Annotated in this window: 16 protein-coding genes; 12 read left to right on the plus strand and 4 right to left on the minus strand. The window is 72.1% G+C overall.

Annotation, left to right across the window (positions count from 1 at the left end):
* The first annotated feature begins 169 nt into the window (after positions 1-169).
* From ABGB01_RS44110 to ABGB01_RS44135, 6 genes are all read left to right on the plus strand, one after another.
* On the plus strand, positions 170-2,752 hold the full coding sequence (locus ABGB01_RS44110; RefSeq protein ID WP_347780154.1) for a protein kinase: 2,583 nt from the start codon (positions 170-172) through the stop codon (positions 2,750-2,752).
* A gap of 86 nt (positions 2,753-2,838) precedes the next feature.
* Positions 2,839-3,480: a TetR/AcrR family transcriptional regulator gene (locus ABGB01_RS44115; RefSeq protein WP_347780156.1), complete on the plus strand. Its 642-nt coding sequence runs from the start codon at positions 2,839-2,841 to the stop codon at positions 3,478-3,480.
* Complete coding sequence (locus ABGB01_RS44120; protein ID WP_347780158.1) at positions 3,477-5,066, plus strand: carboxyl transferase domain-containing protein; 1,590 nt, start codon at positions 3,477-3,479, stop codon at positions 5,064-5,066. Before ABGB01_RS44115 ends, ABGB01_RS44120 begins: the two co-directional genes overlap by 4 nt.
* On the plus strand, positions 5,063-7,042 hold the full coding sequence (locus ABGB01_RS44125) for a biotin carboxylase N-terminal domain-containing protein (protein ID WP_347780160.1): 1,980 nt from the start codon (positions 5,063-5,065) through the stop codon (positions 7,040-7,042). The genes ABGB01_RS44120 and ABGB01_RS44125 overlap by 4 nt, the downstream gene beginning before the upstream one ends.
* Complete coding sequence (locus ABGB01_RS44130; RefSeq protein WP_347780162.1) at positions 7,039-7,809, plus strand: enoyl-CoA hydratase-related protein; 771 nt, start codon at positions 7,039-7,041, stop codon at positions 7,807-7,809. Before ABGB01_RS44125 ends, ABGB01_RS44130 begins: the two co-directional genes overlap by 4 nt.
* Positions 7,806-9,554, plus strand: coding sequence for an acyclic terpene utilization AtuA family protein (locus ABGB01_RS44135; protein WP_347780181.1), 1,749 nt, complete (start codon positions 7,806-7,808; stop codon positions 9,552-9,554). The genes ABGB01_RS44130 and ABGB01_RS44135 overlap by 4 nt, the downstream gene beginning before the upstream one ends.
* Here ABGB01_RS44135 and ABGB01_RS44140 read toward each other — a convergent pair.
* On the minus strand, positions 9,510-10,481 hold the full coding sequence (locus ABGB01_RS44140; protein ID WP_347780164.1) for an ROK family protein: 972 nt from the start codon (positions 10,479-10,481) through the stop codon (positions 9,510-9,512). The two genes, ABGB01_RS44135 and ABGB01_RS44140, sit on opposite strands and share 45 nt — an antisense overlap.
* Positions 10,482-10,544: 63 nt before the next feature.
* Between ABGB01_RS44140 and ABGB01_RS44145 the strand changes: the two genes are divergently transcribed.
* The 5 genes from ABGB01_RS44145 to ABGB01_RS44165 all read left to right on the plus strand — a co-directional run bounded on the left by ABGB01_RS44145 (position 10,545) and on the right by ABGB01_RS44165 (position 14,018).
* On the plus strand, positions 10,545-11,345 hold the full coding sequence (locus ABGB01_RS44145; RefSeq protein ID WP_347780165.1) for a GNAT family N-acetyltransferase: 801 nt from the start codon (positions 10,545-10,547) through the stop codon (positions 11,343-11,345).
* Between the two features lie 61 nt (positions 11,346-11,406).
* Complete coding sequence (locus tag ABGB01_RS44150) at positions 11,407-12,420, plus strand: phosphotransferase family protein (RefSeq protein ID WP_347780167.1); 1,014 nt, start codon at positions 11,407-11,409, stop codon at positions 12,418-12,420.
* Positions 12,421-12,512: 92 nt separating this feature from the next.
* Positions 12,513-12,773, plus strand: a complete 261-nt coding sequence (locus tag ABGB01_RS44155; RefSeq protein WP_347780168.1) for a hypothetical protein — start codon at positions 12,513-12,515, stop codon at positions 12,771-12,773.
* 57 nt (positions 12,774-12,830) lie between these two features.
* Entirely contained in the window at positions 12,831-13,682 is an 852-nt protein-coding gene (locus ABGB01_RS44160) for a helix-turn-helix transcriptional regulator (protein WP_347780169.1), read from the plus strand.
* A gap of 69 nt (positions 13,683-13,751) precedes the next feature.
* Positions 13,752-14,018, plus strand: a complete 267-nt coding sequence (locus ABGB01_RS44165; RefSeq protein WP_347620896.1) for a hypothetical protein — start codon at positions 13,752-13,754, stop codon at positions 14,016-14,018.
* Positions 14,019-14,111: 93 nt separating this feature from the next.
* Here the strand turns inward: ABGB01_RS44165 and ABGB01_RS44170 are convergent, their stop codons facing one another.
* From ABGB01_RS44170 to ABGB01_RS44180, 3 genes are all read right to left on the minus strand, one after another.
* Positions 14,112-15,497, minus strand: coding sequence for a HAMP domain-containing sensor histidine kinase (locus ABGB01_RS44170; RefSeq protein ID WP_347780171.1), 1,386 nt, complete (start codon positions 15,495-15,497; stop codon positions 14,112-14,114).
* Positions 15,494-16,195: a response regulator transcription factor gene (locus ABGB01_RS44175; protein ID WP_347780173.1), complete on the minus strand. Its 702-nt coding sequence runs from the start codon at positions 16,193-16,195 to the stop codon at positions 15,494-15,496. Before ABGB01_RS44175 ends, ABGB01_RS44170 begins: the two co-directional genes overlap by 4 nt.
* 62 nt (positions 16,196-16,257) lie before the next feature.
* Positions 16,258-17,463 carry a cytochrome P450 gene (locus ABGB01_RS44180; protein WP_347780175.1) on the minus strand — a complete coding sequence of 402 codons (1,206 nt, stop codon included), beginning with the start codon at positions 17,461-17,463 and terminating at the stop codon, positions 16,258-16,260.
* A gap of 86 nt (positions 17,464-17,549) precedes the next feature.
* Between ABGB01_RS44180 and ABGB01_RS44185 the strand changes: the two genes are divergently transcribed.
* A complete protein-coding gene (locus ABGB01_RS44185; RefSeq protein ID WP_347780177.1) occupies positions 17,550-18,110 on the plus strand; it encodes a helix-turn-helix domain-containing protein in 561 nt (186 codons plus the stop codon).
* The last annotated feature ends 150 nt before the right edge of the window (positions 18,111-18,260 follow it).

Consider the following 18,260-nt stretch of genomic DNA (forward strand, 5'->3'; position numbering starts at 1 on the left):
ACCTTGGCTTCATCAAGCCGTGACCTTGGGGTTCGCAGAGCACACGACCTGCGAAGGAACCCTGACTTACTACGTCAAAATGTGAAGGTTCTGATAGGTCCGGCAGACGCCCCAACGGTCTCGCTGGTAGCGTTTTGCCTCATCTACTGGGTTGTGATGGGGGTCCGACGTGAATCAGTTCCAGCCGCTGGAGGCGGACGATCCGCGGCGGCTGGGGACGTATGACATCGTCGCCCGGCTCGGCGAGGGCGGCCAGGGGATCGTCTATCTTGGCGAGAGCGACTCGGGGGATCAGGTCGCCGTCAAGCTGCTGCACAACGCCCTGGTCGCCGACACGGACGCCAGGACGAGGTTCCTGCGCGAGGTCGCGGTGGCGCAGCGGGTGGCCAGGTTCTGCACCGCCCCCGTGCTCCACGCCGACCTGGAGGGCAGCCGCCCGTACATCGTGAGCGAGTTCGTCCCCGGGCCCTCGCTGCGCGAGATGGTCATCAACGAGGGGCCGCGACGGGGCGCGGCACTCGAACGGCTCGCGATCAGCACGGCCACGGCGCTCGCCGCCATCCATCGCGCCGGCATCCTGCACCGCGACTTCAAGCCCGCCAACGTGCTCATGGGCCCCGAGGGGCCCGTTGTGATCGACTTCGGCATCGCCCGCGCACTCGACTCCCCCGGCGCGACGGCCACGGGCATGACCATGGGGACGCCGTCGTACCTGGCGCCCGAGCAGCTCACCGGCGCGGCCGTGTCGGAGGCCGCGGACGTGTTCGCCTGGGGCGTCACGATGGTGTTCGCGGCGACGGGCAAACCCGCGTTCGGCGCCGACTCCATCCCCGTGGTGATGAACCGCATCCTGAACGAGGAGCCGGAGCTCGGCAGGATGGAGGGCGTGCTCGCCGAGATGGTGGCCGCCTGCCTGTCCAAGGACCCGGCGCAGCGGCCCTCCGCCGACGAGCTCATCGTCGACCTCACCGGCCAGCCGGCCCCGAGGTCCGCCATCGAACCGGTGGGCCGGCAGTCCGGTGCCGCCCAGTCCGCTGCGCCGGCGCAGCCGGAGGGTGGCCGTCCCGAAGCCGGGACCGGTCCGGGTGGCGAGGAGACTCCCTCGGAGGACGTCTACCCCGGCCCCTGGACGCAGCCGACCGGCCCTCACCTCGTGGGCGGGCCGCTCCAGACCGGCCCGCAGCCCGTGGGGCCCCCGCAGACCGGCCAGTACGTCACGCCTCCCGCGGCCGCCCAGCACGGCCAGGGCAACCCCGGCCCGGGCGGCTCCGTCCCGGGCGCCGGCCACAACCCTGGCCTGAGCGGGCCCATCCCGAACGTCCCGGGCCAGAGCAACCCTGGCCAGAGCGGCCCCATCCCCGGGCAGGGCCAGAGCGGCCCCGTGCACAACCCTGGCCAGAGCGGCCCCGTGCCGGGCGCGGGCCACACCCCGGGACTCAGCGGGCCCATCCCGAACGTCCCGGGCCAGGGCAACCCCGGGCAGAGCGGCCCGGTCCCCGGGACCGGCCACAATCCGGGGCTCAGCGGACCCGTCCCCCACGTCCCCGCTCAGGCAGGCCCTGCTCAGGCAGGCCCTGCTCAGGCAGGCCCTGCTCAGGCAGGCATGGCGCACAACGCCCCGCACTCCGGCGGCGGTCCCGTTGGACCGCACCATCCGGCCGGATCCCCGGGCGGGCAGCAGCCGGCGATGCCCGGAACGGGAGCCCCCCAGAACGGCCCTCAAGGTCCGCAGAACCCGCAACACCCGCAGGCTCCTCAAGGCCCGCACGGTGCGCCCCAGGGACCGCATGGCTCCCCGTATCCGGGGGTGCCCCAGGGTGGCCAGCAGGGTGGCCAGCAGGGCGCCGGAGCCGGCATGCCGCCGCACGGCCCCGGCATGCCCCCGGGCGGCGGGTTCCAGCAGGGAGCTCCCGGCGGCTCGCCGAGGCCGGGTGACGGCCCGCCCGCCAAGCAGCGCCGCACGCTGACCCTCGCGCTGTCGGGCGCCGCCGCCGCGGCCCTGCTCGTGGTCGTCGGCGCCGTCGTGGTGCAGGCGAACAGCCAGGAAGTCCCGGTCGTGCCGGTGGGCAACCCCTCGACCAGCACCCCGGGTGACGGCTCGGGCGCCGGGCAGCCGGGCAAGCCGCCCGCCTCCGTCACCCCGATGGAGACGGTCCCCGTCCCCACGCTGGACATCGACCCGACGACCAAGAAGCCCAGGAAGCCCAAGAAGACCGTCACCCCGCGGCCGAACCGCTACACCCCGCCGCCGGTCCCGCAGACCCGCAGGCCGCAGCCGACGCCCACGCCGACCAAGAAAAAGAAGAAGACGATGGTCGAGCCCAACGCGGAGCCGACCGCGCGCCCGACCGCGGGCCCCACGCGGACCATCCCGGTCTACAAGCGGCCCAAGCAGGCCGCCGCCCCGAAGAGGGTCGCGCCCAAGAAGAACCCGTACAGCCCGACGAAGGTGTGCGGCTCCGGCTACAAGCTCATCGACTCGCACGACCTGGGCAGCAACGCCACGATCTACCTCGCCTACCACGCGAAGTCGGGCAAGAACTGCGTGGTCACGATGTCGCGCCTGGTCTGGAAGGGCAAGGTGTCGATGAACGCGCTGCTCCAGGTCAAGAAGGGCGGCAAGGCGAGCAACCCCGGCAAGTACACCGCGTACGCGGGCCCGGTCAGGCTGGCGGCGAAGAAGAAGTGTGTGATCTGGGGTGGTTCGTGGGGCTTGCAGAGCTGGAAGTCCGGCTGGAGCCACTGCAGCTGACCAGCGGCCGGCCTCGCTGCGTACGGGCTCCCGCGAAGCCGCGGTGCCCGGTGACCTGAGCGCTCTCGTGCGCTAGCGTGGCTGACGTGATCGTCAAGTCTCCGGCGGCCACCTCCAGGGGGAGGCGCACGCGGGCCGCGTTGCTGCAGGCCGGGCGCGAGGCGTTCGAGGAGCACGGATACGACGCCGTGCGGGTCGACGACGTGTGCGTGCGGGCCCGGGTCTCCCACGGCACCTTCTACACGTACTTCGGCTCCAAGGAGGCCTTGTTCGGCGAGGTCGCCGAGGCGGTGGTCGGAGAGATGTTCGCGGCGAGCGTGGTGGGCACGGCCGCCTCCGCCGACCCCTACTCCCGCATCGAGGCGGCGAACCGGCTCTACCTGCGGGCCTGGGCCGCGAACTCGCGGCTGGTGCGGATGTTCGAGCAGGCCGCGACCGGCGACGACCGGTTCGGGCGGTTGCTGCTCGAACTGCGCGAGGTGTTCGTGCGCCGGGGCGCCGACGGGCTGCGGCGGCTGCAGGAGCAGGGCCTGGCCGACCCGGCGCTCGACCCCCGGCTGACCGCGGTCATGCTGGGCGGGATGGTCGAGCACTTCGCGCACGTCTGGCTCGACCTGGGCGAGCAGGCCGCGGAGGAGACGGCCGTCGACCATCTGACGCGGTTGTGGGCGCGGGCGATCGGGTTGACGTACACGTCATCTTCGGCGCGCCCGGAGGAGGGCGCATGATCACGAGCAGGCTCGACCCCGCGAGCGAGGATCATCAGCGGCGCCGCGCGTCGATGCTGGCCAAGCTGGCCGAGCTGGACGCCGAGCACGCCAGGGCGGTGGGCGGGGGCGGCGAGAAGTACGTCGAGCGGCACCGCGCGCGCGGCAAGCTGCTCGCGCGCGAACGCGTGGAGCTGCTGATCGACGCCGACTCCCCCTTCCTGGAGTTGTCGCCGCTGGCCGCGTGGGGCAGCGACTTCCCCGTCGGGGCGAGCGTGGTCTCGGGGATCGGCGTGATCGAGGGCGTCGAGTGCGTGATCACGGCGAACGATCCCACCGTCCGCGGCGGCGCCTCCAACCCGTGGACCCTGAAGAAGTCCCTGCGCGCGGCGGACATCGCGCTGCGCAACCGCCTGCCGTACGTGAACCTGGTCGAGAGCGGCGGCGCCGACTTGCCGACGCAGAAGGAGATCTTCATCCCCGGCGGGCAGATCTTCCGCGACCTGACGCGGCTGTCGGCGGCGGGCGTCCCGACCGTCGCGCTCGTGTTCGGCAACTCCACCGCCGGCGGCGCCTACGTGCCCGGGATGAGCGACTACGTGGTGATGGTGCGCGAGCGGGCCAAGGTGTTCCTGGGCGGGCCGCCGCTGGTCAGGATGGCGACCGGCGAGGAGTCCGACGACGAGTCGCTGGGCGGGGCGGAGATGCACGCCCGGGTGAGCGGGCTCGCCGACCACCTGGCGCAGGACGAGCACGACGCGCTGCGCATCGGGCGCTCGATCGTGCGCTCGCTCGACTGGCGCAAGCAGGGCGCCGTCCCCGGGCCCGCGCGGGAGCCGCACTATCCGGCCGACGAGCTGCTCGGCATCGTCCCCGAGGATCTGAAGGTGCCGTTCGATCCCCGGGAGGTGATCGCGCGGGTGGTGGACGGCAGCGAGTTCGAGGAGTTCAAGCCGGCGTACGGCGTCTCGCTGGTGACGGGCTGGGCGCGGATCCACGGTTACCCGGTCGGCGTGCTGGCCAACGCCCAGGGCGTGCTGTTCAGCGAGGAGTCGCAGAAGGCCACGCAGTTCATCCAGCTGGCCAACCAGTCGCGCACGCCGCTCGTCTTCCTGCAGAACACGACCGGCTACATGGTCGGCAAGGACTACGAGCAGGGCGGCATCATCAAGCACGGCGCGATGATGATCAACGCGGTGTCCAACTCGACCGTTCCCCATCTGACGATCGTCATGGGCGCGTCGTACGGCGCGGGCAACTACGGCATGTGCGGGCGGGCCTACGACCCCCGCTTCCTGTTCAGCTGGCCGAGCGCCAAGTCGGCGGTGATGGGGCCCGCGCAGCTCGCCGGCGTGCTGTCCATCGTGGGCCGGGCTTCGGCGCAGGCGAAGGGGCAGGTCTACGACGAGGAGGCCGACGCGGCGATGCGCGCGATGGTGGAGGCCCAGATCGAGGCCGAGTCGCTGGCGTTCTTCCTGTCGGGGCGCCTCTACGACGACGGGGTCATCGATCCGCGCGACACGCGTACCGTGCTGGGCATGTGCCTGTCGGCGATCAACAGCGCGCCGGTGCCGGAGCCGGCCGGATTCGGGGTGTTCCGCCCGTGATCAGCCGCCTGCTCGTCGCGAACCGGGGCGAGATCGCCCGCCGCGTCTTCCGCACCTGCCGCTCGCTCGGCATCTCCACGGTGGCGGTGTACTCCGACCCCGACGCGGACGCGCCGCACGTGGCCGAGGCCGATCTCGCGGTACGCCTGCCGGGCGCGCATCCCTCGGAGACGTACCTGGACGCCGGGCGCATCCTGGCCGCCTGCCGCGCCGCCGGGGCGGACGCCGTGCACCCCGGGTACGGCTTCCTGTCGGAGAACGCCGAGTTCGCGCAGGCCGTGCTCGACGCCGGGCTGGTGTGGGTCGGCCCGCCGCCGGCGGCCATCGCGGCCATGGGGTCCAAGGTCGCGGCCAAGCGGCTGATGGCGCAGGCCGGGGTGCCCGTGCTGCCGTCGCTCGACCCGGCCGCTCCTGGCGAGTTCCCGCTGCTGGTGAAGGCCTCCGCCGGTGGCGGCGGCCGGGGCATGCGCGTCGTGCGCGAGCCGGGCGAGCTCGCGCGGGAGATCGAGTCGGCGGAGCGGGAGGCGGCGGCGGCCTTCGGCGACGGCGCCGTGTTCGTGGAGCCGCTGCTGGAGGCTGCCCGGCACGTCGAGGTCCAGGTGCTGGCCGACCGGCACGGCACCGTGTGGGCGCTGGGCGAGCGCGAGTGCAGCGTGCAGCGGCGGCACCAGAAGGTCGTCGAGGAGTGCCCCTCGCCCGGGATCTCCGCCGGCCTGAGGGAGCGCCTGTTCGAGGCCGCCGTCAGGGCCGCGCGGGCGGTCGGCCACGTCGGGGCCGGGACGGTGGAGTTCCTGGTCAGAGGCGACCGGGTGGCCTTCCTCGAGATGAACACCCGGCTCCAGGTCGAGCACCCCGTGACCGAGCTGGTCCACGACGTCGATCTCGTCCGGCTCCAGCTGGAGATCGCCGAGGGCGCGGCGCTGCCGGCGAGCCCTCCCGAGCCCGCGGGGCACGCGGTCGAGGCGCGGCTGTACGCGGAGGACGACGGCTACCTCCCGCAGACGGGGGTGTTGCGGCGGTTCGAGGTGCCCGGGGACGTGCGCGTGGACGCGGGCGTCGAGTCGGGATCCGTGGTGTCGCCGCACTACGACGCGATGCTGGCCAAGGTGGTGGCGCACGGCTCGACGCGGGCGCAGGCGGTGCGGCGGCTGGCGACGGCGCTGCGGCGGGCGAAGCTCCACGGGGTCACCACTAATCGCGACTTGCTCGTACGAATTCTGACAAATCCGGCTTTTCTGGCTGGTGACACTCATACCGGATTCCTCGACCCCGACGGCCCCGTCCACGGCGCCCCCGCCCTGCCCGACGCGCCGGAAACCAAGGCACCAGGCAAGGCGGCCGGCACGACGGCAGCCGAGACGCCGCCCACGATGGCGGGCGCGACGCCGGCCGCGATGGCGGGCGCGACGGCGGGCGAGTTGCCCGCGCTGGCCGCCGCCCTCGCCCTGGCCGCCGCCAACCGGCGCGACGCGCGCGTGCTGGCCGGGCTGCCGAGCGGCTGGCGCAACGTGCGCTCCCAGCCCCGCCACGCCCGCTTCGCCGAGGCCGAGACCGTGTACGACCCGCTCCCTGAGAACATCACCGTGCTCGGCGCCGAACCGGACACCGTCGTCCTCGAACACGACGGCGTCCGCCACACCTTCGAGGTGGCCCGGTATGTCGGCGACCCGAAGGTCTACGTCGACCACGCGGGCGGCTGCGCCGTGCTGACCCCGCTCCCCCGGCTGCCCGAGCCGGTCGAGCACGTCGCGCCGGGATCCCTGCTGGCCCCCATGCCGGGTAGCGTGCTGCGCGTCGAGGTGGCGGCCGGCGACCGGGTCGCCAAGGGCCAGCCGGTGCTGGTGCTCGAGGCCATGAAGATGGAGCACCGGGTCGCCGCCCCCGTCGACGGCGTGGTGTCCGGCGTACACGTGGAGAAAGGCCGGCAGGTCGAGGCGGGAGCCGTGCTGGCGATCATTCAGGAGGAAAGTACATGAACCTGGTCCACCAGGACCTGGCGGCGGGCGTAGCGACCATCACGCTGGACTCGCCGCCCAATCGCAACGCCCTGTCCGTCCGCCTGCTCGGCGAGTTGCGGGAGCGGCTGGACCGGGCGCTGGCCGAGCCGGCGGCCAGGGTGATCGTGCTGACGGCCACGGGCAGGGTGTTCTGCTCGGGAGCCGACATCAAGGAGCAGCGCGCGGCCGACGGCACGCCGGACGCGCCGGTGACGGCGTCGTTCCCGGAGATCCTCACGCTCATCTGGGAGAGCCCGAAGCCGGTGATCTGCCGGCTCAACGGCACCGCGCGGGCGGGCGGCCTCGGCCTGGTGGCGGCCTGCGACTTCGCGGTCGCGCCGGTGACGGCGTCGTTCGCCTTCACGGAGGTACGCCTCGGCGTGGTGCCCGCGATGATCTCGGTGCCGGTGCTGCGCAGGCTCGACCCCAGGGCCGCCGCCGAATACTTCCTGACCGGCGAGGTCTTCGACGCCGCCAGGGCCGCGGAGATCGGGCTGATCTCCAAGGCCGTGCCGGAGGAGGAGCTGGACGCGGCGGTCGCCCACTACGCCGACCTGCTGATCAAGGGGGCTCCCGAGGCGCTGGCCCTCACCAAGCAGCTGGTCAGGCAGGTGCCGGCGATGCCGTTCTCTGAAGGGCTGCGGCAGATGAGCACGCTGTCCGCCGAGCGTTTCACCTCGGAGGAGGGGCAGGAGGGCATCGCCGCGTACATGGAGAAGCGGCCGCCCACGTGGGCCACGCCATGACCCTGCGCGTCGCCAACTGCAGCGGCTTCTACGGCGACCGGCTCTCCGCGGCCAGGGAGATGGTCGAGGGCGGGCCGATCGACGTGCTGACCGGCGACTGGCTCGCCGAGCTCACCATGCTGATCCTGGCCGGCAACCGGCTCAAGGGCCGCCCTGGCTACGCGCCGACGTTCCTGCGGCAGCTGGAGGACGTCCTCGGCCCCTGCCTCGACCGGGGCATCAAGATCGTGACGAACGCGGGCGGCCTCGACCCGGCCGGGTGCGCGGAGGCCGTGCACGAGCTGGCCGCCCGCCTCGGCCTGTCCCCCTCGGTCGCCCACGTCACCGGCGACGACCTCACCGGCACGCCCCTCGACCTCGTCAACGCCGACACCGGCGAGCGCCTCGACGCCGCCCCGCTGACCGCGAACGCCTACCTGGGCGGCCGCCCGATCGCCGCCGCCCTGTCGGCGGGCGCGGACGTGGTGGTGACCGGCCGCGTCACCGACGCCGCCCTGGTGACCGGGCCCGGCATCTGGCGGTACGGCTGGGGTCCCGCCGACCTCGACCCGCTGGCGGGATCGGTGGTCGCCGGGCACATCATCGAATGCGGCTGCCAGGCCACGGGCGGCAACTACCCGTTCTTCCAGGACGTACCTGATCTGGCCCATTGCGGCTTCCCGCTCGCGGAGCTCCGCCCGGACGGATCCTCCGTGATCACCAAGCATCCCGGCACGGGCGGCCTGGTCTCGGTCGGCACGGTCACCGCCCAGCTGGTGTACGAGCTGGGCGGCCCCCGCTACCTCGGCCCCGACGTGGTGGCCAGGTTCGACACGATCACGCTCGCCGGCGACGGGCCCGACCGGGTGCTGGTCTCCGGCGTCCGGGGCGAGCCGCCGCCCGGCACCCTCAAGGTCGCCGTCAACCACCTGGGCGGCTACCGGAACACCATGACCCTCGTCCTCACGGGGCTCGACGTGGAGGCCAAGGCCCGGGTGGCGGAGGAGGCCGTCTGGGCGCGGATCCCGCGCGAGTCGTTCGACGCGGTGGACGTGACGCTCACGGAGTCCGGCCTGCTGCGGATCACGGTCATGGACGCCGACGAACGCACGGCGGGGCGGGCCTTCTCCTCGGCCGTGGTGGAGACGGGCCTGGCCAGTTACCCGGGCTTCTACGGCCTCACCCCGCCCGGCAACGCCACGCCGTACGGGATCTACTGGCCGGTCCTGGTCCCGGCCTCGGGCGTCCGTCCGCGGGTCTTCGTGAACGGCGCGGAGATACCCGTCCCCGCCGTCCCCGCCGGCCCTCATCCCCCGTCCTCCCTCCCCGCCCCGGAGCCCCCGCTCACGTCGGAGCCCTTCGGCCCCGCCACCTCTCAGCACGGCGCGGGCGGGGCGAGCACGCACGCGGACGGCGGGGCGGGTGGCGAGGAGAGCGTGTGGATGCCGCTGGGGCGCATCGTGGGTGCGCGTTCCGGCGACAAGGGCGGCAACGCCAACCTGGGAGTCTGGGCCGGGACGCGGGACCGCTACGCGTGGCTGGCCGCCACCTTGACCCCTGACCGTCTCAAGCGCCTCCTGCCGCATCTGGCCGCGTACCGCATCGACCGCTACGAGCTGCCGAACCTCAAGGCGCTCAACTTCGTCGTCCACGGGCTCCTGGGCCGGGGTGTGGCGGCGAGCCCGCGCATGGACCCGCAGGCCAAGGCGCTGGGCGAGGAACTACGCGCCCGGCCCCTGCACATCCCCACGGCGCTCCTGGACTGAGCCGGCCATCCGCCAGCCCAGCAGCCCCGCGCCCAGCAGCCCCGCCCGCGCCCCGAGCGCCGACGCCCTGACCTCCGGCACCCGCCGCTCCGGCAGGGACGGCTCCTCGTGCGGCAGGGACGGCTCCCGCGACGGGGACGGCGGGTGGGGGGACAGGAGGGCTGACAGGCGGGCTCGGAGGGGGGCGATCAGGGCGTCGCCCGCGTGGGAGACCCCGCCGCCGATGACGACGGCCGCCGGGTCCAGCAGCCGCGTGTACGTGGCCAGCGCCAGGGCGAGCGCCTCCACGGCCGTGTCCCACACCCGCCCGGCCGCCGCGTCCCCCTCCGAGGCTCGCCGCACCACCTCCTCGGCCCCGCCGGCGCCGTACCGGGCCGCGACCGCGCCGCCCGACGCGTACGCCGCCAGGCAGCCCCGCTGCCCGCACCCGCAGGCCGCCCCGCCGGGCCGTACCGGGATGTGCCCGATCTGCCCGGCCCATCCGGCGGCGCCCCCGTACAGCGACCCTGACAGGACCACCGCGCCCGCGATGCCCGTGCCGATGGGCAGGTAGAGGACGTCGTCCCCGCCAGCTCCGTAGGCCAGCTCCGCCTCCCCGGCCGCGCGGACGTCGTGCCCGAGCGCCACCGGCAGGTCCACGTCCGTGAACGACGACGCGGGCACGTCCCGCCAGCCGAACGCGGCCGAGAAGACGGCCCGTTCCGCCGTGACGAGACCGGGCACCACCAGCCCCACCGCCAGCGGGCGTGTTCCGGGCCGGGGCCGGGCGAGGTCGGCGACGAAGGCGGAGACGGCCGCGATCACGCGCTCGGGGCCGTCGGCGCGCGGCGTAGGCCGCCGCTCGACATGCAGACATGTCCCGTCGCGGGCGACAAGTCCGCCTTTCATGGTGGTGCCGCCGACATCGACCGCTACAACGCACTCCATGCCTTCATCCTGCTGCAGAAACCTTTTGAGATCATGCCCGCCGATGCAGAAGGATGAGGTCTCATGCGCCGCCTCACCATCCACGACCTGGACGACTGCATCCGCCTGGCCAAAGACCGCGACTGGCCGCCCGAGGAGCACAAGTGGCGCCTGCTGTTCGAGATCGGCGAGCCGTACGGCATCGACGCCCCTGACGGCGACGGCCTGGCCGCGTGCAACGTCCTGACCCCCTACGGCGACGGGCACGCCGTGATCAGCATGGTGCTCACCGCGTCCCGCTACTCCAGGCAGGGCCTCGGCCGCGCGCTCATGCGGCACGTGCTCGACCAGGCCGGCGACCGCACCGTCTTCCTCCACGCCACCGGGCAGGGCCGGCCGCTCTACGAGCAGCTCGGTTTCCGGGCGGTCGGCCGGGTGGCCAAGCACACGGGCGTCTTCGCGGGCGAGCCCTCGGGCCTGACCCGTCCCGCCACAGAAGCCGACCTCGACGCCATCCTCGCGCTCGACGCCGAGGTGTTCGGCATGGACAGGTCGGCGGCGCTGCGGCGGATGTTCACGTTCGGCGAGCGGGTCAGGGTGGCGGCCGGCGGATTCGGCCAGTGCTGGCGCAACGACGACGACGCCGTGATCGGCCCGGTCGTGGCCGGCGACGAGGCGACCGCGCGCGCCCTGATCGGTGACCTGGCGCTCGACGCGGGCGGCGAGGTGCGGATGGACTTCGACCTCGCCCACGAGTCGATGATCCGGTGGGCGGGCGAGCACGGCATCGGCCGGCCGTGGGAGGTCGCGTTCATGGTGCGCGGCGACGACCTGCCCGGAGACCGGTCACGCCAGTTCCTCCCCTTCATGCAGGCGCTCGGTTGACCCGGTTCGCGGGGCCTGCGTAGGGTCCCACCAGAACATCGTTCTGGCCGAAGGGCGGCACATGACCTCCACCCACATCGACGTCAGCGCCATCGACCTCGACGAGCTCGGCGCGTGGATGGACGATCAGGGGCTGCCGCCGGGCCCGATCACGGGGCTGACGCCGGTGCTCGGCGGCACCCAGAACGTCATGGTCCGCCTCGAACGCGGCGGCCGCCCGTACATCCTGCGCAGGCCTCCGCTGCACGCGCGCCACAAGAGCAACGAGGTGCTACGCCGCGAGGCCCGGGTGCTGGCGGCGCTGCACGACACCCCGGTGCCCGCGCCCACGCTGGTGGCCGCGCAGACCGCGCGGGAGCCGGTGTTCTACCTCATGAAACCGGTCGACGGGTTCAACCCCTCGACCGGGCCGCCGGAGCCGCACGCCTCCGACGCGGCGATCAGGCACCGCATGGGGCTCGAGGCCGCCGCCGCGCTGGCCGAGCTGGGGCGGGTCGACCCTGACGTGCTGCCGGGTTTCGGCCGGCCGGAGGGGTTCCTGGAGCGGCAGGTGCCGCGCTGGCTCAAAGAGCTCGACTCGTACGGCGAGCTCGACGGCTACCCGGGGCCCGACATCCCCGGGCTGGCGGAGACGGCCGGCTGGCTGACCCGCAACCTTCCCCGCATGTTCACGCCGGGCGTCATGCACGGCGACTACCACTTCGCCAACCTGATGTACGCCCCCGACGGCCCGCGGGTGGCCGCCATCGTCGACTGGGAGATGTGCACGATCGGCGACCCGCTCGTCGACCTCGGCTGGCTGCTGGCGATGTGGCCGGCGGGCAACGACCACGTGCCGGGACTGCCCGCGCCGCAGGAGATCATCGCCTCCTACGCGGCACTGTCCGAGCGCGACATGTCGGCCATCGACTGGTACGCGGTCATGGCCTGCTTCAAGCTCGGCATCGTGCTGGAGGGCACGTACGCGCGGGCGTTCGCCGGCAAGGCGCCCCAGGACATCGGCGACCTGCTGCACGCGGCGACGCTCGGCCTGTTCGAGCGGGCCCAGGAGTTCATGGACGGCGCGCTCAACTAACCAAATATCACGATTTCGGAGAAACGATCACATATAGACTCCCGAGCCATACAATTGCGCGCAATTGCATCTTTCATCGGGGAAGGATCGTCATGCGTATGCGGTTCCTCGGGTCCACCTCGGAGGCGGGCGCCTGTCCCACCCTGTACGAGACCGACCGCGGCACCATCGTCGTCCAGGGCCTGCAGGTCACCGACGCGGAGGCGCTCGCGGACCTCCGCGACGTGCTCGACGGCGAGGGCGCCGTCGAGGTGCCCCGCGAGCTCATCACCGAAATCGCCCGCCGGGTCGTGATCGACGGCTCGGCAACCGCTTTCCCGACCTGCGGAGGAACACCCACGGCTACCGGTTGATCACAATTGCGCACCCCACTGGCATGATCGACGCAAGCAGGGCTAGCCTCTTGCGGCGTGACGTCCTTTCAGCAGGCGCGGATCGACCTCGGCAGCCAATTACGCCAGCTGCGCGAGGCCGCCCGGCTGTCCGGCAAGGAGCTGGCCGAGCAGCTGCGCTGGCAACCGTCCAAGGTCTCGCGCCTGGAGAACGCCAGGCAGACCGCCACCGAGGACGACGTGGTCGTGTGGGCGCAGGCCGTACGCGCCTCGCCCGACACGACCGACGAGCTGATCCGGCAGGCGATCGCGCTGCTCGAACGGCACGACGACTGGAAGCAGCGCCACCGCAGCGGGCTGGCCGCCCTCCAGGAGGACGTCCGCGACCTGGAGGCGCGCACCAAGCTGTTCCGGGTGTTCGAGCCCGGCATCATCGTGGGCCTGCTGCAGACCTCCGAATACGCCAGGCACGTGTTCCGCAAGGTCAAGCGCCTCTACAGCGCCGCCGACCAGATCGACGCGGCGGTCCGGGTGCGCATGCAGCGCCAGGAGATCCTCTACGACCGCACGAGGACGTTCCGGTTCGTGGTGTCGGAGTCCACGCTCCGCACCCTGCTGGCGCCGCCCGAGGTGATGCGCGGCCAGCTCGACCGCCTGCTGGCCGTCAGCACGCTGCCGAACGTGGAGTTCGGCGTGATCCCCTTCGACGCCGAGTTCCCGTCCAACCCGGTCAACGGGTTCTGGATCTACAACGATTCCATGGTCGGCGTGGCCACCATGACGAAGGACCTCATCCTGCGCGACCCCGACGACATCGCCTTCTACGTCCGGGCGTTCGACGACTTCGCGAAGGTGGCCGAGTTCGAGGAGGCCGGACGGGAGGTCATCATCAGGATTCTTCACGATTACCGGAAACAAACCGCACATTAACCGCAGCAATTGCTTGCCTCCCGCCCCAAGATCGTGCAATTCTGTCGCGAGACGTTGCGGAGGTGACGCATGATGCTTGATACCGCGCTCTGCCTCGAGCGGTTCGCCTGGCACGCGGGTCGTCACGCGGACCTGTCGGTCCAGAGCCTCGCCCTGTCCAGCGACCCTGCGTACGTGTCGGTCCGCAACCGCTTCTCCGCCACCCTCGCCGAGACCGTGACCTGCTCCGACGAGGGCGCGTTCATCACCTCCTGGGGCTACCGCCTGGGCACCTCGGAAGACGTCGAGTCCGCCGCCGCCCGGCTCGCCTTCCTCCTCGCCGCCCTGCCGGCCTAGGTCAGCACCCCGCCCGGCTCCCCGTCGCCGCCCCGCCGGCCAGGTCAGCACCCCGCCCGGTAGAGGATCTTCCGCTCCTCCGGCTGGTCGACATTAGCCAGACGTATTCTCCTGGTCATCATTTTTCCCCTCATACGGCCTTGTTGTCGGCCGCCGATCGGGAGTTCCCGGCAGATCCATCGTCGCGATCGCTCCGCCGCCACGCGCGTTCTCCAGGCGTACCGACCCTCCCGCCTCCGCGACCGCCTGCGCCACGATCGCCAGGCCCAGCCCCGACCCGGGCAGCCCGCGCGCCGACGGCGAGCGCCAGAAGCGCTCGAACACGTACGGCAAATCCTCCTCCGGCAACCCCGGGCCGTGGTCGCGCACGGTCAGCCGGCCGCCGCGCAGCCTCACCTCGACCTGGCTTCCTGGGCTGAACTTGGCGGCGTTGTCGATGAGGTTGAGCACGGCACGTTCCAAGGAGGCGGCGGCGCCGACGACGTACCACGGGCTCAGGTCGGTGACGACCTCGGCGCCGCGCAGCCGGGCGCGTTCCACGGCGGCGGTGACGACCTCGTGGAAGGCCAGCTCGACGTGCGGCTCGTGGTCGGCGTCGCCTCTGGCCAGCTGGAGCAGGTCGCCGACGAGCGTGGACAGCTCGGCGAACTGCGCCTTCACGTTGACCAGCAGGCGCTCCTTGGCCCCGGGGTCGAGGCTGCGGCCGGTCTGCTCGCTGCGCAGCAGCAGGTCGATGTTGGTGCGCAGGGTGGTGAGGGGGGTGCGCAGCTCGTGGCCGGCGTCGGCGACGAGCTGCTGCTGGCGCTCGCGGGATCCGGCCAGCGCCGCGGTCATGGCGTTGAAGGACGAGCTCAGGCGGGCGATCTCGTCGTTGCCCTTGACGGGGATGCGGGTGCCGAGGTCCTCGGTCTGGGCGATGTGCTCGACCGCCTTGGTGAGGTCTCCGACCGGGCGCAGCCCGGCGCGCGAGATGGCCAGGCCCGCCCACGCGGCGCCGAACACGCCCAGGGCCGCGACGGCCGCCAGCGCGAACGCGGTGTTCCGCAGCGTACGCCTGGTGTGGTAGAGCGGTGCCGCCTCCAGGACGGCGGTGCCAGGGGAGAAGTTCGAGATCACCACGCGGACCGGCTTGCCGTCGCGGGTCACACCGTCACGGCAGATCGGCTCGCGGCGGTGGTCCGCCAGGGCCAGATCCTCCTCCGTCCACACGATGGGCGCGCCGAGCGAGCATGTGCTGCCGTCGGCGCGCAGCAACATCGCCATGCCGGCGTACTCGTCGGAGGAGCCCTGGGGGGAGCAGTGGCTGAGCAGGAAGTCCCTGTCGCCCGACTCCTCCGGGTCCTGGATGGTCTGGTCGAGCTGCTTGATCAGCTGGTTCTGGACGATGAACCACGACATTCCCGCGCACACCGTGATGGCCAGCGCCACGGCCACCGTGACGAGGAGGGTGAGGCGGGACCTCAGGCTCCCTCGTCTCACGGCGCCGCTCTCAGGACGTAGCCCACGCCGCGCACCGTGTGGATCACGCGCGGCTCTCCCCCTGCCTCGGTCTTGCGCCGCAGGTACATCACATAGACGTCGAGCGAGTTGGAGGTCGGCTCGAAGTCGAAGCCCCACACCTCGCTCAGGATCTGGTCCCTGGTCAGCACCTGGCGCGGGTGCGCGAGGAACAGCTCCATCAGCAGGTATTCGGTCCTGGTGAGGTCGAGCCTGCGCTCGCCGCGGGTGACCTCCCTGGTGGCCGGGTCCATGCGCAGGTCGTCGTACGTGAGCGCGTCGCCGGTCTCGGCCGGGCCGGCGCTGAGCGCGCCGCGCCGCAGCAGCGCGCGCACCCTGGCCAGCAGCTCGTCCAGCTCGAACGGCTTGACGAGGTAGTCGTCGGCGCCCGCGTCGAGCCCGGAGACCCGGTCGCCGACCGCGTCGCGGGCCGTCAGCATGAGGACGGGGATGTGGTTGCCGGACGCCCGCAGCCGGCGGCACGCGGTCAGCCCGTCGAGGCGCGGCATCATGACGTCGAGCAGCACCCCGTCGAACGAGTCGCTCGCCAGTGCCTCCAGCGCCGTGTGCCCGTCGCCGGCCGTGACGACCTTGTAGCCCTCGAACTCGAGGCTCGACTGGAGCGCCTCGCGCAACGCGGGCTCGTCGTCCACCACCAGCAACCGTGCGGGCTCACTCATGCTACAAACGCTAGAGGTTCATCATGAAAAGGTGATGAACGCCCTCGGTTCTTTTCCGTGGATCACCACGCGACGGGCAACGCCTTGAGCCCGAGGATGGGGCTCTCGTGCTTGAGGGGCACGTCCTCGTCCGCCACCGCGACCCGCAGCCCGGGCAGCCGCTCGAACAACGTGCGCAGCGCGATCTCCAGCTCGGCCCTGGCCAGGTTCTGGCCGAGGCACTGGTGCACCCCGTAGCCGAAGGCCACGTGGTGCCGGGCGGAGCGGCCGATGTCGAACTCGTCCGGCCGTTCGAACGCCCGCTCGTCCCGGTTGGCGGAGGCTCCGAGCACGAAGATGCCCTCGCCCTTCCTGACGAGCTGCCCGCCGATGTCCTGGTCCTCGGTGGCCACGCGGTCGAACGCCACCCAGTCCACGATCGAGAGGTAACGCAGCAGCTCGTCGACGGCCATGGGCCACAGGTCCGGGTCCGCGCGCAGCGCGGCGAGCTGGGCCGGGTGGCGCATGAGCGTGAGCGCGGCGAGCGGGATCATGTTGGCGGTGGTCTCGTGGCCGGCGACGAGCAGCAGGAACATCACGCCCACGATCTCGTCGTGGCTGAGCCGCCCGGTGCCGACCAGCCGGCCGAGCAGGTTGTCCTCCGGATCCGCCTTCGCCCCGGTGACCAGCGCGTCGAGGAAGCCCCTGATCTCCATCACCGCGACGTGACGCGCCTCCTGGTCGACGGCAGCCGAGATCATCCTGCGGGTCCGTGACTGGAAGAACTCGCGGTCGGCGTACGGGACCCCGAGCAGCCGGCAGATGACCAGCGAGGGCAGCGCCAGCCCGAACGCCTCCACCAGCTCGGCCTCCGGCCCTTTGGCGATCATGTCGTCGATGAGCTCGTCGGCGATGTGCTGGATCCCGGGCCGCAGCTCCCTCATCCGCCTGACGGTGAACTCGGGGATGAGCAGCCGGCGGAACCTGCCGTGCTCGGGCGGGTCCAGGTCGATGAAGTGGCCGATGGCGAACTTCTCCATGGCCGCGTCCCGCTCGGGGGTCGAGGGCTCCGTGCTCAGCGCGCCGCTCGGGTGGCCGGGGGTGAAGGGGTTGGTGCTGATGCCGCCCGCGCCCGAGAGCACCTGCCGGGCCTCGGCGTGCCGCGTGACCAGCCACGCCTCACCGCGGGGCAGCGTGGCGCGGACGAGCGGGGCCTGCTCGCGCATGCGTTCGTACGCGGGTGGGGGTGCGAACGGGCAGGTGCGTGGGACGGGGAAGGTCTCGGCCATAGTCTGCTCCCAACGAGTCCGGCATCATTCATTACTTACACGAAAGTAAGCAATGAAGCAGCCGGCGGTCAAGTGATGGGAGCGGAATGGCTGGACGGCGGACGGACACGAGAGAGCGGATCCAGCAGGTGGCGCTGGAGCTGTTCGCCGAGCGGGGATATGACAAGACCACGCTCCAGGAGGTCGCCGAGCGGCTGCAGATCACCAGGCCCGCGCTCTACTACCACTTCCGTACCAAGGAGGCGATCCTCGCCGGCGTCGTCGACCGGCTGGTCGACTCGATCGACGAGCTGGTGACCTGGGCCAGGCAGCAGCCCATGACCGCCGAGTCGAAGAAGGAGATCCTGCGGCGGATCGCGGAGTTGCTGGCGGATCAGTGGCGGCCGTTGTTCCAGTTCGCGCAGGTGAATCAGGGGGTGATGCGCGAGGTGCCGGCCGGCGAGCGCATGCGCCAGGGCCTCATCAGCATGCTGTCCCTGCTGGCGCCCCCGGAGGCGAGCCCGGTGCGGCGGTTCGAGGCCCGGCTCGCGGTGATCGCGGTGATCCTGGGCAACGTGCCCCTCCTCGTCGACACGGACCTGTCGGAGACGGAGCGGGTGGCGGTGGCGCTGGAAGTGGCCGCCAAGCTGGTCTCCGACGACGGTTGACGCGCTCCCCGGCCTGAAGGCCAGGGATTCAGCCCGTGCCGCTTCATGCGGCACCTCTGAGGCTTCCTGCTTCACCGGCCTGCGCCACCGTGAGCGGTGGTCTTACCTGGCCTCCACAGGCGTTTAGCCTCTCCGCCCGTCCGGCGGCGA

The organism is Nonomuraea sp. B5E05, from assembly GCF_039880665.1.
Taxonomy (GTDB): Bacteria; Actinomycetota; Actinomycetes; order Streptosporangiales; family Streptosporangiaceae; genus Nonomuraea.